11 protein-coding genes are annotated in these 14116 nt (G+C 53.3%); 5 read left to right on the forward strand and 6 right to left on the reverse strand.

Features of this window, described 5'->3' with window-relative positions:
- Positions 1 to 335 precede the first annotated feature (335 nt).
- Positions 336 to 1223: a lysozyme inhibitor LprI family protein gene (locus QOM08_RS04300; RefSeq protein WP_316912599.1), complete on the reverse strand. Its 888-nt coding sequence runs from the start codon at positions 1221 to 1223 to the stop codon at positions 336 to 338.
- Positions 1224 to 2206: 983 nt separating this feature from the next.
- Here QOM08_RS04300 and QOM08_RS04305 point away from each other — a divergent pair.
- The 5 genes from QOM08_RS04305 to QOM08_RS04325 all read left to right on the forward strand — a co-directional run bounded on the left by QOM08_RS04305 (position 2207) and on the right by QOM08_RS04325 (position 8913).
- Entirely contained in the window at positions 2207 to 3547 is a 1341-nt protein-coding gene (locus QOM08_RS04305) for a GTPase-associated system all-helical protein GASH (RefSeq protein ID WP_316912600.1), read from the forward strand.
- A 145-nt stretch (positions 3548 to 3692) separates the two neighbouring features.
- Positions 3693 to 4511, forward strand: a complete 819-nt coding sequence (locus QOM08_RS04310) for a TRAFAC clade GTPase domain-containing protein (RefSeq protein WP_316913214.1) — start codon at positions 3693 to 3695, stop codon at positions 4509 to 4511.
- On the forward strand, positions 4508 to 5338 hold the full coding sequence (locus QOM08_RS04315) for a hypothetical protein (protein WP_316912601.1): 831 nt from the start codon (positions 4508 to 4510) through the stop codon (positions 5336 to 5338). Before QOM08_RS04310 ends, QOM08_RS04315 begins: the two co-directional genes overlap by 4 nt.
- Positions 5339 to 5362: 24 nt before the next feature.
- A complete protein-coding gene (locus QOM08_RS04320) occupies positions 5363 to 7822 on the forward strand; it encodes an effector-associated domain EAD1-containing protein (protein WP_316912602.1) in 2460 nt (819 codons plus the stop codon).
- 29 nt (positions 7823 to 7851) lie between these two features.
- Positions 7852 to 8913 carry a caspase family protein gene (locus tag QOM08_RS04325; protein ID WP_316912603.1) on the forward strand — a complete coding sequence of 354 codons (1062 nt, stop codon included), beginning with the start codon at positions 7852 to 7854 and terminating at the stop codon, positions 8911 to 8913.
- Between the two features lie 142 nt (positions 8914 to 9055).
- Here the strand turns inward: QOM08_RS04325 and QOM08_RS04330 are convergent, their stop codons facing one another.
- From QOM08_RS04330 to QOM08_RS04350, 5 genes are all read right to left on the reverse strand, one after another.
- Positions 9056 to 9244 (reverse strand): hypothetical protein, encoded by a 189-nt coding sequence (locus QOM08_RS04330; protein ID WP_316912604.1) that lies wholly within the window; start codon positions 9242 to 9244, stop codon positions 9056 to 9058.
- 66 nt (positions 9245 to 9310) lie between these two features.
- Positions 9311 to 10291 carry a chromosome segregation protein SMC gene (locus tag QOM08_RS04335; RefSeq protein WP_316912605.1) on the reverse strand — a complete coding sequence of 327 codons (981 nt, stop codon included), beginning with the start codon at positions 10289 to 10291 and terminating at the stop codon, positions 9311 to 9313.
- Positions 10292 to 10383: 92 nt separating this feature from the next.
- Complete coding sequence (locus QOM08_RS04340; protein ID WP_316912606.1) at positions 10384 to 13278, reverse strand: DUF927 domain-containing protein; 2895 nt, start codon at positions 13276 to 13278, stop codon at positions 10384 to 10386.
- Positions 13275 to 13544 carry a DUF3077 domain-containing protein gene (locus tag QOM08_RS04345; RefSeq protein ID WP_042956433.1) on the reverse strand — a complete coding sequence of 90 codons (270 nt, stop codon included), beginning with the start codon at positions 13542 to 13544 and terminating at the stop codon, positions 13275 to 13277. The genes QOM08_RS04340 and QOM08_RS04345 overlap by 4 nt, the downstream gene beginning before the upstream one ends.
- A complete protein-coding gene (locus QOM08_RS04350) occupies positions 13541 to 13831 on the reverse strand; it encodes a hypothetical protein (RefSeq protein WP_046063904.1) in 291 nt (96 codons plus the stop codon). Before QOM08_RS04350 ends, QOM08_RS04345 begins: the two co-directional genes overlap by 4 nt.
- Between the last annotated feature and the right edge of the window lie 285 nt (positions 13832 to 14116).

Genomic DNA, 14116 nt, shown 5'->3' on the forward strand with positions numbered 1-14116 from the left:
GGCCAGGGGATAGGGATCGACTGTAGCGATGCGAGGCGTCGGGCGCAAATCAGCGCGGACTTGAGGGACGGCTTTTATCGAGGCATAAAAAAACGGCTTATCTTTCGATAAGCCGTTTTTAGTACTTGGTGGTACACAGTCATTTGAACTGGTGGAATAAAATATTGTTTTTAAAGGGTTTAATTTTACATTGTTTGTGCGGGCATACACCTAGGCATACACGCCACCTGTTTCTGACTGCTGTTTTCTTCGTATAGCCGCTTGGTAAGCGCTCTCAGATGGCTAGCTGCATGTACTCATCACGCCCGGGTTCCCTTCTTGTGGCTTTAGGGTTCTCAGTCGTTGCTCTCAGACGGGCTATCGCTAAGTCGTCTATACCCACGTACTTCATGAATCCTCATCTCGACGGTGGCTTTTGCAGCGTCGGCGTAGATCAATGGCCATATTGTCCCTCCTTCGGCGCGTTCTCCTGCAACGAAGTCCGCCCAGGCTTCACAATACTGATGCCAGTGGTCTTGAGACTTTTTGAAGGCCACAATTTCCCCTTCGTCTAAGCGCGCCATCAGTTTATTGGCGACTACGTCCAGCTCGCTTTTCGTTGCCTCCAAGGCCTCACCGGCTGCGATGTTCATGTCGGTTTGGGTTAGTGGCGATCCTGGGTAAAGCGTTTCTGAGATGAATTCATCAGAGGCTTTCAAGAATGTCACGCAGCTTTCAAAGCAACGGGCTACTTCCTCAACCTTAATCTCATACGCAGACGGTATTTCATGGCAGATGATGTGCCTAAGCTCGAACGTTCTCGATACGTCCGCAAATACACCATCTGGATTGTCGAGTATTGGGGCTACCGGCTGACCCATGACCTCGTGTGCCCAGCGATCAGTGACGGTCTCAAGGCCTTTCAAAAAATCGGTGTCTAGTATGTTGGTTAGCGCTGCATTGATATGTTCGAAACGACTTAGCTGAACTCCATGCGCCACAAGCTCACCCACAGTGATGGTCTTCCCGTGGATGGCTCTGAGTAGTGAGAAGTCCAATTTAGTAGCGGAAGCTGGCTTTTCTGCGTTACTAAGATATGGGTCGCCAGAATCAATAAGATCCTTGATAGCCATCCGGAAATAGCCCTCAACACATGCAATCAGCGCTACCGGAAAATACCGGACAAGCTCGCCCTCCTGATCCCTGTGATTTTCAAAAGCTTGCTCGAGATCCAATAACCGCATGGATAGCTCCATCATCGCCGAGCCAAATTGTCTTCGCTGACGTATCTCTCCAATTTCCCTAATGATGTCTCTCGTTCTGCTCATGTTGATTCCATTCTGTGAGGTAGGTGCCTGAAGCGCTTCTCATTGTAGACGAAGGGGGGCAATGAAACTCGCCGGGGACCCTGAGACTTTTACGATGGTACGGGGTCGGAAACCCGCGGGATCTTGGTAGCGACAGAGATTGCAGCTTACTGAAATTTCAACGTTGAAATTGAAAGGATCCTGACGAAAAAAGGGGATCGTTACCGCAACGTTAAAGGTGAGCCATTGTGTTGTTGATAGCGAACGGTTGAACCCGGTCAACCTTGGGGATGGTGTCAACCACGTCACCCTGTCAACCGACGTAGAAAACTCAGTCGCTAACAAGATGCTGCGGGTTCTTTGCCCCGTACCCATCCGAATTGCCCAGGGTCCCCGGCAAACGTTTGGAGCTGCCCCTGAAGTTCGCTGGTGGCATTTATGCTTCCGGGGAGCGGGGATACGCATCCAGCTGAAAGCAGTGTTACGCATGTTACTAGTGTAACGGTTGTCGATAACTACTTGTATTTATTGAATATTATCTGCGTAACACTGCCGTTGAGCATCATTCTATGGAATGTTACTAAGCCATTTGGTGTAACGCTTCAGAGGCCTAAAAGTAGGCCAATAAGATAAAAGGTGCTCTCCTCGTACTCCCGCCTGCGTCTGTAGGGAATGCTGCCCACTTCTGTGGATGCAGTAGTTAAAGCGGTGGGGCTGGACTCTGTCGCGGAAGGTATCGCCTGTAAAGGGGGAGCCCGGCCAGCTTTCGTGTCCCGGTGGTACCCGCATCCACTAGCCCCGCCGATGCCCAGCGACTATGTTAAAGACGATGTCTAACAAAGCTGATATAAACTCAACCAAATATCAATGTGCTACCAATGCCAGGGAGCACGTCAGCCAAAGGGATATGGGGATTGCAGATGAATGAAGACGTCCTTGTCCGATTTTTAAGCGTTGGCTTAATTGATGTTGGTGGAGATGACACTAAGCTTGAAAAGCTCCAAGCTACGGCGGTCGATCTAGCAGCTTTGTTGAAGAAGACTCCTTCAAAAGCTGCTGCTTATGCGTTGATTGCTTTTGATCCACAGGCTCCTGTTGACGATCCGGTGGTCCTAGAGACACTTGAGGCTCTTAGGAAGCGCTGGGCGACATACGTTAATACCTTCTCTGGGACACCAATAGCTGTTGTCAGAGCGATTCTGCTTGATGCCCTCACAAGGGCCGCGAGCGAGGACGAGCGAATAGGTGTTGCGTTCGTTAACTCTGCACGTAACGCTCTACCGTTCATGCAGACAGGGGATGAACAGCAGGTCTGGATTGATGTAGTGGTCGCTATTGAGAAGCGTGTAGATGTCCGAGCAGAGGCCGAATGGGCCACGCCGTCATCGATCACGGTTCAAGCCATGTCGTTAGATTTTCCTGAACTTCCGGCACCCAAAATTACTACAGCCCGTGTTAATCGCGAGAATTTTAAAAAGGCAATGAGAGCAACAGCGGGTCCCCATTATCACGATCCGCAGCAAGGAAACGTCGCAACGGGTGGCAACCCCCATTGGCTGCATCAATCGCCACAGAATTGGGTTACGGAGTTTGGTGATCGTTCGTCGAGTGCTGTGGCGGATATGATCGATGCCGTGGCCAGTAAAACGGCCGTAGAGCAGGCGGACCTGTCCGCTCCTTTCCATGCCCTAGTAGCTAGTGTTACAGAGTACGTCGGTTCAGCATTGACCGCGATGAGTACGGCGACGACAGGACTCCAACGTCGTACCAACCTACTTTGGTGGAAGGAGGCCCTATTCTCACCAAGTGCGCGTGTCAGCTACCGTGCTTTAACTCCGGCAGCCGCAGCAGCCCAAATGGCATTCGACCTTCATCAGCAGGTTCCAACATTTTCTCCTGCTAGTGTTTCAGCATTTTTGTTCGAAGCAGTACTTCTGCTTCCCTCAGTAGACCAAGATAGAAGATTTTCAATCTATGATCTGGTCAGTGAAGCGCAATCTGACGGCAGCTTGGCCACGCTTCGTAGCGCAGGATCTGATTTGATAGCTCCGCCGATTGGTCGAGGACCAGTAATGGCTTTAATTGCCCATCCCGGTTTTTTGAATGCCCAAGCAGAATCTGAATTTCAGCGTCTGACTGGTATACCAGGTGATGCTCAAGTCACATTACCTGAGTGGGCGACTTGGATTTTCCGAGAGATGCAGGCTGCCCGTGCTGCGACCGATGGGGTTAAGACTCCACGACGGCAGCGGAAGGCTTAAACACATGGACGAATGCAAACGAGGAACATGTTTTGTGCCCGATACGGGCTGCGATCTTGGTCACACGGACCTTTTGCAGTGCCCTGTGTGGAGGGGCTTGGCCGCAACGAAAGTTACGGAGTCTGAACAGACGGACGAAGTTCTCATGCCTTGGTCGGGCAGTGCGCTCGGATTAGCGGATCTCGGCTTCATCTCCGGTCGTGCTCGCCCTTTTGTTATTGGAATTGCCGGTTCGCAAAATGCTGGTAAGACTACATTATTGGGTGCTTGGTATCTGCTGTTAGGGCGTGGTATCCAAATCGTCAATCGTCAATTTGCGGGATCTTACTCAATCTCCGGGTGGGAGGCAGTTTCGGGCTCGCTTCGATGGAAACCTGGACAGCCGCCAACATTTCCGCCACACACTGCCAGCCGTGGCGGTCGTGCACCTGGCCTACTTCATATGTCTTTCTGGGATGATCATGCCAAGCGGTCTTTGGACTACCTCTTTGCCGACGCACCGGGAGAGTGGTTTCAAAAGTGGGCAATCAACCGTGACTCCGTAGAGGGTGAGGGTGCGCGTTGGATTGCGGATCGCGCGGACGTCTTTCTCATAGTTGCGGATCGGGAGGCGTTGTCTGGGGAGAATATGGGGGCTGCACGTAACGCGTTGCGATTGCTTGCACGTCGATTGGCTGATGAGCGGAGAGGTCGTCCTATAGCGCTTGTTTGGACTAAGTCGGACGTCGTAATTTCTTCGGAGATGGAACTAGCAGTCCGAAAGGTAGTAATGGATACCATGCCCCAGGCCGTAGAGTTCTCCGTTAGTGTTGTATCCGATGGCGACGAAGGCGAAGGCAACGGGGTTGGACTTAATGCTCTCCTAAATTGGGTACTAGAGGTGCAACGCGGCCGAATTAATCTTCCTTCACCAGTCGGTAGTTGCAACGACTCACTCTTTATGTACGGCACGAGGCCGTCATGAATAAAAAAGGGAATTCTATTCTCCTAATTGGTGAAAGCGGTGTTGGAAAAACGCACTACGGTGCGCAACTACTGCAGCGACTGATGAAAGGTGATGGCTTGCTTCGAATGAATGGAGCGGCAACTAACCTTGAGCCGTTTGAGGCGGCACTTGAAAACCTTAATGAAGGCAGGGCAGCCGATCACACAGCGACATCGACCTATGTCGATAGCGTTTGGCCCGTATCGGGGCGTGATGGCCGTATGGCTGAACTCGTCTGGCCGGATTATGGCGGTGAGCAAATAAAGTCGATGATTTCTGCTCGTAGGGTGCCAACGTCTTGGCAAGAGCGGGTGCAAACTGCGGAAGCATGGCTATTGCTGATAAGACCACAGCAAATGCGCGTGAGCGATGATATATTTTCGCGTTCGCTTGTCGATCTACGCGGAAAGTCTGTTGAAAATTTCGAAATCGAAATCTCTGATCAGGCGAGAATGATTGAGTTACTGCAGATGTTTATGTTTGTCGGATCCACATCAGAGCGACCTCTCGAGCGACCACGGCTTGGCGTACTTATTACTTGTTGGGACGAGCTCGGATTTGAAGGTACTCCAGCTGACGCATTGAACAAACGACTACCGATGCTTGGGGCTTTTATTCGTTCGAACTGGAGTCAACCACTAATCCTAGGTTTGTCGGCGTTAGAGCGACCTCTTAATGCTCATGATCGCGATAAAGAATACGCAAGCCGTGGGCCTGAAGAGTTTGGGTACGTGATCCGAGCAGACGGTTCGCGGTCGTCGGATCTTACAGCGCCCGTTAGTCTACTTCTCGACTGTTTCGGATAAAATAGTGTGATATTAGAGCAAGCAGTGTACGGTGAGGTTAGACGAGGTCACGGATTAAGGGCTGCGAGCGGAGACAATAAGCTAGCCTCTGAGCTTACCTCTCGCTTAGATCTTCCGGACACTGCGCCACCCGGTGCGGACTGGTCACCGTATGTATCTGGGTTTCCTTATCGCGATCGTTATGTAATTGCGCGGACCTTTCGCGACCCGAATGCAACACGAACGGGAATGGTATTATCACACGTGTTGATCGCCTCACTAGACGAAATAATCAACATTTCAGATCTTCAAGAAGTCTTCGATCAACTGATTACTCAGCCTGTAGCCCCTGCCCATCTACTGGCGTTCAGTATCGACTTTCATGATAAGCCCGTGCCGTCAGTGCCAGAACTAGCCGCGACGGCTTCTGCACTAGTTACGCGAGCAGCGGGTCCGGTGGTTCGCGTTGGTCACGAGGGTTTTGAGCAGCTCATCGCATCTCTTTGGGCACGCCTTTGGCCGACCATGCGACGTGAGTTCAGTTTTCGAATTAGTTTCGGCCCCGGTGATCTGATTGAGTCCTTGGTTCCAGTACTAGTTTGTACTCCATCAAGTCTTGCTGCCCGTTGGCAGGGGCACCGTCTCATTCACAATTACACTAATGCCTCGTCATCGCTCGCGTCGAGATTCCTGATTGGAGATGTTGAAGGGGAGCAGCTGCGCCTATTCGCTGATTCGATTGGTACTGAATTCTCCAATTTTGGCGATCTAACCCTTCTAGAACAAGCTTATCGCTTTGCAATTCTAGTGCCTGCTCCAATAGGTAACTCTGTTGCTGCCATTCGTCTAGTTGAGCGTTTATCCCCTGATCCACAGCGTGGCAAAGCGGGAAAAGAAAAAATTCTCGAATCCTTCATTTTTCTGCTCAAAAGTGCAACTGCTAGCGATATCCTCTCTCTGAGAAACCTCCAACTGAATGGCTTTGCTCAAGCTGAAAAGTTGTGGAGGGCTCTGAATGAATGGGTGGCAAAGAATTTATTCCCAAAAACTCAAGATTTAGAGTTTCTGACTGCGGTAACGGACGCCCTCCGAATCGGTAAGGCTTGCGAGGACTGGTGCCACGCAATACTTGGTGGACTACGCAGCGCTACGCGTGAAGGTGGGGAATTTTTGCCATCTGCGTTATGGCGTTGGGCGGAGGCGGATCCAACGATTACCGAGCCTTTGTGGGAATGTATCGAAGTAGATAAGTTGTTTGAAAGCTCTCTGGTGCGAGTCGCTCCTCTCGCGTTAAAACATGGACAGGTGCGGCCTATACTCTCGTACGCAGCGCACAATGGATTGTATCGATTACACGGAGCTGCCGCAGTCGCTGCCGAAAGCCTTCTCGATGCATTGCGTCTTCAGGTAAGTATCGAGCCAGCATCCGAGAATGAAGGTATTCAAGTCATATTACAACGTGCGACTTCCTCAGAAGTTCTTAGTTGCGCTATAGATATCGGAGATGTCCGGCTCATCTCGTTTGCTACGAATGCTGTATCGGAGGAACCAGAACTACTAACCCATATTGACGTATCCAATAAAGTCGTAAGGGAGATTTGGTCATCTGCCCTAGTTCAGAACCTAAGTGTTTGGGAAGGTCCTGCGAATCCCCGTGCAGCCTTCGATCAGATACTGAGTGAATATCTTGATGGCTTTGAGACCTCTTCACTATTGATTGATAGGTTGGCGAATACACCACTCGGTGACCTGAGCGCTTTCCCTCGACGTGCGGAGCTTTGGGCAAAATTATCAGGAAACACGCGCAGCGTTCTGCTTCGCGCCACTGCCTCCGGATGGATTGAGAGTGCGGACAAGGGTTACCAATCTGCTGTCGAGCTACCGCTTTGTGATTCTATTCGAGCCGATCACAAATTTGATGTTCTGCTTGATCGTCTTGCCTTTGGCCAAATTGCGCGAGCTGCAATGCTAGTAGGATTGCTGCCGAGCTTTGAAGAAGTATCGTTCCGCCGTTGGTTAAGAAAGGCGACGCTCCAAACGCTGTTGTTAAATACCCAAGATGCTGAAGCGATAGGGCGTCTAGTAGATAAAAGGCATTGGAAAAATGCTGCGGATGACCTTATGCAGTTGCTACGATCAGGACGGACTGATATGCGGCCGGCATTACGTGCTTGTTTATCATTAATTGGATTTTTTGACAGGTGGATGTACGGCCTGTCGGACTTGACGGCTATAGAAAAGTGGGATTTGTTAATCAAGCTTGCTGCGGACCTTTACCCCTTGGGACCCGATGAGGATGGTCTCTGGGAACGTGCAGGGGGTCACAATTCCGATCTTGGGTATAGCGGTAGTGGACGTTCACGTTGGCGGGATGCGATTGGCCGAGTTCGCCTCGGAAGAACTCCCCGCATTGATAATCTTTTACGAGAGATGCTACAGGATTATAAAGATAATGCGGACCTGAATTTTCTCGCCGCTGATAAGCTGTTTGGTGGTCATAGATGAAAACGGTAGAAACTATAGGGATTTAAGATATGGCATTCGATAAAGGACGGGCATTAGTCATCGGTATCGCAAATTATCAGGAGGTTAGTGGGCTTCCGGATGCAGTGCTAAATGATGCGCGCGACGTCGCCTCATTGCTCAAGTCAAATGACTACTGCGGCTTTCCAGCAAGTAACGTTCAGTTGCTGGAGGATGGCCAGGCGACTCTTTCCGGAATAAAAACTGCGCTTTCTGATCTTGCATCATCTGTTCAGCCAGATGACAGTGTTGTGATTTTTTTCTCCGGGCATGGTGCAAGAATTGGTCAAGGCTCGAATACAACAAGTGCGCTAATTCCGTTCGACACCAAACTAAACGATCCACAACGCACCACTTTTCTGGAGGCGGACTTTTCGGCTGCGCTAGTAGAGATCAAAGCGAAGCGATTGGTAGTGCTTATCGATGCTTGTCACGCCGGAGGAGCGGCGGTGTTGAAGGGAACTTCGGACGTAAATGTGCTACCAGGATTCGATGAAAAATCATTGCAGAATTTAGCAGCAGGAGTCGGGCGCGTTATAATAGCATCATCGCGATCGAGTGAAACTTCGCTTGTTCTCAGTGGTGCTAGGAATAGTGTTTTTACAAGTCGGTTACTTGAGGCGCTACAAGGCAAAGCTCGCACTGCAGGTGACGGTCTGATACGAGTGTTCGATGTTTTTAACTACATTGCAGAGCATGTTGCGGGCACCGTTCCTGGGCGTCAGCACCCAATTTTCAAAGCTTCTGATGTTGAGGAGAATTTCCCAGTTGCGCTTGAGTGTGGCGGATCAAAATCGATAGCGTTGAATACAAGCCAAACCACGCCTTGGCGGGACCTTGAGCAGATCATGGTTGACTTGTATCCTGCAGGGCCCACCGATCAAGAGATTTGGGCACGGGCGGGTGGTGATATTTCACGTCTTAAGCTTAATGGAACAGGAAGGGCGAATTGGTTCACTGCACTGCGTACTCTGAAGCTTGGAGGGGGAGGGGTGAATATTAATTTGCGTAGTTTAATCGAAGCATCAATGGATGATTATCCATTTCATCCCGAGCTTGCAGCGTTGAAGTAAAAGCTTCTTGTGATAGTTGGTTTTTAACTAAAATTATTCTAAGTTAATTGTATAAAAAGCCGACTATTTCGGCTTTTTATCCCGGGGGCAGTCGTTTAATGGTTTGTATCTGTTGCGTCGTTTTGTCGACTCAAACTCAATATTATGGCCGCCTTTTTAACTTGCTTTCTATGTAGCTCATTTCATCCTTGATCAGTTTGATGGTGAGTGCCTGGACCATTGTGGTCTTTCCGGGTTTAATATCAACGATTTTCAGCAAGGCGCCCAAATGTTCTTTACGCGCCTTCAGGGTGTCGCACCAGCTCGCGCTGCTTCCAATTTGTGTGATCATGATCTTAGTCCTGACGAGGGTTCTAAACAGCCTACATGCGTAGGCCGTTTCAGGTGGCTCGGTGTATTACGAAGAGAGTACGTCTTGTACGGTGTGCTTGTAGGAGCGCTCTACCAAATCATTACTGTTCCAGTGACCGAATTTTTCACCCTCAAACGGAAGCACCAGCTTTCTAAGAACGACTTGATCGCGATCGATCAGCCGATAGGAAGCCCAAAGCTTGCCTCCCATATCCAAAAGTTCCTCAGCTTTTGTGTTCCATTGTTCCTCTAGCACCGTATGCGCTAGGAGCAGGGCGTGTCTTTCAATGGCTTTATGTTCTTTTTGAGCTTCGACTATATATTTATCAACGGTGACGAGCTCCTGCTCCAATGCGCTCATGATCAAGTGCTGTCGACGATTGTGCTCGATTGCAGTTGCAAGATTTTTCGCAGCCTTTTGTGCGTCTGCACTGGCATTTATTTCGCCTTCCGTGTCACCCCATGCCACGGCTTGGGCATAGGCGGTTGCTGCATCGGTTTCGGCTTCTCGGGCTGATGCCATGTCCTCGTTTGCTTGCCGCCGAATCTGTTCCAAACGGCTACTGAGACTGTTCCGCTTTTCGTTGAGTTCTTGCTCGTCGGCTTTCCAGTTAGCCATCGCTTCGGTGTAACCCGCCATCAAGGTCTCGTGATTGGCGAGATTCTCGCGTCGTGTAATTTGACTGGTAATAATGCTGGCATGGTGATTTCGCGAGTCGTAAGGGCGTTTCAGGTCGTTGTATTGTTTCTGGACTTCATATTGACGATGAGCATCCATGACCACATCGCCTTCCAATAGCGCTTCCAGCGGGGCCATCTCGGTATACAGTTGCTCGGCTTCACTCAGGTATTTGTCGCGGCTGATCTTCAGCTTTTCGATTTCGTCGAGCAGCAACTGTTTCTTTTCGCAATGGCCGGTTGCTTCGGTGCCGTCCGAAATAGGCTGGGCAAGGTCTGTAACCTCTCGGCTTTCCCGCTCATCGGTCAGTAGTTCGCATTGTTCGGTGTTAGCTTGGAAAACGGTCATCTGTCTTGTTCCTTGAAATTTGATTTTGGGTCGGTTGAGCGGCTGGCGAGGCCGGGAATGAGCCGGCGCTACCTCGATCAGTAGGGAGGCCGTCAGGCAGCCCGAGCCTCGCTCTCATCCGTTCCCGGAATCGTCTTCACGATGTAGCAGCGTTGCGGGCCTAGGCCGGGCAACCGGACCAAGCTCGATGCCTTGCCATCGCTACCAGGTTCCAATACCCCCCGGTGCAGCAGCTCCTTGTTCACGGCGTTGATGTTCATGCCCCGAAATATCTCGGATCGCCATGCCTCGGGCAGCACGTAGTAGGTGTGGGTGGTGTGCATGGTGTCGCCCATGCCGTGCTCCAGTGTTTTGCGAAAGCCCAGGCGGTCGATGGTGCGTGGCCCGTGCTCATCGATCTTCGCGGCGGCGGTTTCCCAGCGGGTGAAGCGGCTTTCCCCAAAGCGCTCGATGATCTGGCGCAAGCGGGCCAAAATCGCATCGCCTTCAAGGTTTCCGGCACCGCCACGCTCATTCAGCCACGCGCTCAGGCACACACGTGCCGCCGTGGTTGCGGTGCCGTCAGGCCAGCCAGTGATACCGAGCGCGGTGGCCAGCTCTCCGGCTGCTGCGGCCAGCCCAAAGCGTGCAGCGGCTCGGTGTGCTTGCCCACTGGCCGATGCGGGGAGGGCTTTGGCGACGAAGCCTTCCAGAGTTCGCCGGAGGATGGTGGACCATCCGTGCATTTTCCCGGGCTCGCATAGGGCCGCAAGGAACGCGGTGAGGGGCGTGCCGTAGTATTTGGCTACCCGAGCCTTGAGCGCGTCAGAGAGGGCCGCTGCGTCATCGAAGCCGCTCAATACATCAAACATGCCGAGGCCTTTACTGGCGTCCGCTGGCACGGCGAGCATGCGCACTTCCATGCCGGCTTTCAGCTCCTTGTTGGCCTCGGCCATGTGCTGCGCCAACGTCTTCTCTCCGGTCGAGAGAAACAGCAAGCGCCACTCCTGTACCTGTCGGCCCGCTTGTCCTCGATCATTGGCGCGAGCCTTGCCGGTGCCATTGCCCAGCATGTACACCGTTTCGCCGATAATGCGCGGGTCACACATGCCGATTTCATCGAGCACCAGGAGCCCGTCCGAATGCGCGGCGGCGATGGATTCCAGGGCGTTGTCTGTCGAGCGCCAGGAACGCACTACACGCGGCCCGCCATAGACGGAGGCTGCGACTTGCAGGTGCGTGGTCTTGCCGCCGGAGCTGTCACCGTAGAGGTGAAACCCGCCCGACTCGTGACCGAGCATGTTCAGCAATGGTCCAGCAAAAGCCACGCTGACGACGAACGCCAAACGATGGTTGCCAACACACAGTGCGCCGATTTGCTCTTGCCACTGTTCCAGCGTGCCGGACTCGCTGATCGGTGGAAGTTGAGCACCGGCTTCATAGAAGTGCAGATGTTCGTCATGCGAGCCGATCTGGCGTTCGGGCAATAGGAAGGCATTCCCGTGCCAGCCGAGACGGGTAACCAGTCGAGCCCGTTGCGCACTGTCAAAGCCCTGCAAGTAGCTTTGCAGGTCGTTGCGTGCGTTGCGTCCTGATCGACTGCCGGCCAGGCGTAGACCCATATCCACCAGAGGGCCGAGTACATCCTTGCCAAAGTCGCCGGTCATGGTGCGGGCCGGAATGTTCCAGCGTTTCTTCTGGCCGTCTGGGTCGTCGAACTCGACCAGCAAACCCCAGTTGTGCCCCTTGTCGTCACGGGTACGTGCGAGGATCTCCAGGGGCGAGCACACAGGCCGCGCTTCGCCATCGTCGCCGGAATAAAACACGCCTTCTGGCGTCAGGCGAAAACCACCGGGCAGCAGGTCGTTTTTTGATTTGGCTGGCCGCTTGGTTTTGGGCTGCGCCTTTGTTTCGATTTCTCCGGCCGGAGCGGGGGCGGCTGCCGAGCCAAGCAGCTCGCCAGCGCGCTCCAGCTCGGCGAGGTGGACCGATGTCCAGCCCTTGGCGAGTGCGTCGGCTGCATCATCACCATCGTCCCATTGACCACCTTTCGCAAAGGTCGGTTTGCCATTTTTCAGCGTGGGCTTGCGTTTGAAGACGTCCAGGGCGATTGCTTGCACTGAGGCGGCGCCGATTTCACGGAGCTTTTCTGCGACGGCCTCCATGCAGCTCTGACCGCTGGAGTCATTGTCCGGCCACAGCAAGACCGACCGCCCTTTGAGCGGTGTCAGGTCGGCCTTGTGCCAGGAGTTGGAACCGTTCGGCCAGCAGGTCGCCACGTAGCCCGGCATCAGTTCGGCGGCTGCGTCGGCGGCTTTCTCGCCCTCGCACAGCACGACGGGCGCATCGAGCCGTTGCGACAGTTCGTCCAGGTGCAGAAGAGGGCGCGGATCGGCCAGACCTTGCCAACGCCATTGAGTGATTTGGCCGTCGGCGCGTTGGCACCAGGTCAACGGTGCAAAGACTTTCCTTGGCTTGCCGCCTTCGTCCGGCCCCAGGTCGAACCGATACAGCGCCATGAGGGGCTGGCCTTGCGCATCGCGATAAATCCATACCTTAGAGGGCGCGCCGTGTTGTCGGTGCTTGGTCGGGCACTTGTTCATGGCCTCGACCGGGATTGGTTGGATGGCAATCCATTCCGGCGCTTTGCTTTTGTTCGGTGCAGGTTTCGATTGCGCGGCGCCTGCCGATACGTGCAGCAGGTCCGCCAGCTTGTTGCAGGCTTCGACGTCTGTGCCGCCGTCTAGGTAGCGCACCAGGTCGATCAGGTCGCCGCCTTTGTCACCGGTAGCAAAATCCGCCCAGGTGCCTTTGCTCAGGTTGACCTTGAGCGACCCGGCACGTTTGTCCGTGCGGGTCGGATTGGGGGCGGTGTATTCCTTGCCGCCATCGACCCGTTTGCCATTGGGCAGCCAGTGAGATAGCACGCGATCAATGTCCTTGAGTGCGGCACTTTTCACGTCGGCAAAGCTGGGGCGTTTTGTTGGTTTGTTTGTGCGCTGGGTCATGTATCGGCCCCCGGCATAAACATCGCGTCGTTCACGTCATCGATCAGGGCTTTTGCCATTTCGCCGAGGTAAAGCGCGCACCAGCTGTAGCGCTCGCCCTTGTCGCTCATGGCGGCATCAAGGGAGAGTTGATTGGCGTAATGCTGGAGGAGCGAAACCGTTTCGAGTGCATCCTCAATAGGAATGCCCGCGTTCACCCGAAACACGCCCTGGCCGGAGGTTTTATTGAAAAACGACGCTCGGCCTAGTGTGGTGGGAGCGCTCATACGGCACCGCCTTTCTGATCCATTGGAACAGACGTGGTGTCACCGTGCAGGGTCAGGGTTTTGATCAGTCCCAGGGTGCCCCGGACATCCCAAATAACAGCGGCCAGGACATGATTGGCTAGGCGTGGTCTGTCGCTTTCGCTTTCGAAATGGTCCTCAAGCAACATCAGTACGGACTCTGCGCGGTTGATCGCACAGGTGATTGCATCAACCGGAACACCTTTCTCGATGTCTTTGCTGACGCAGAGCAGGTCTTCGGGCAAGGCGAAGCTGAGGGAGGCGTTCATTGGGCACCGCCTGCGGCTTCGAGAGCGCGAGCTTTGACCATATGGGCGTTGTAACGGGCAAGGCGAGTAGCAAGGCTGGAGTTGGCGTGTAGAGCGGCGAGAGCCATTGCACGGTGTGCAGCGGCGCGGAATTTGGACGGATTGAGGGCGTGTTTCATCTGGCGTAACTCCTGTATGTGAGGAGCTGCCACGGTTCGCCGTCAAACGAATTAGGGTGGCAGCTGTGCGCAGGTTGACGGACCGGGCATACAGGACCCCGGCAGACCCGAAGATCTCCCACGCACA

This window comes from Pseudomonas sp. P105, assembly GCF_032614175.1.
Lineage (GTDB): Bacteria > Pseudomonadota > Gammaproteobacteria > Pseudomonadales > Pseudomonadaceae > Aquipseudomonas > Aquipseudomonas rhizophila.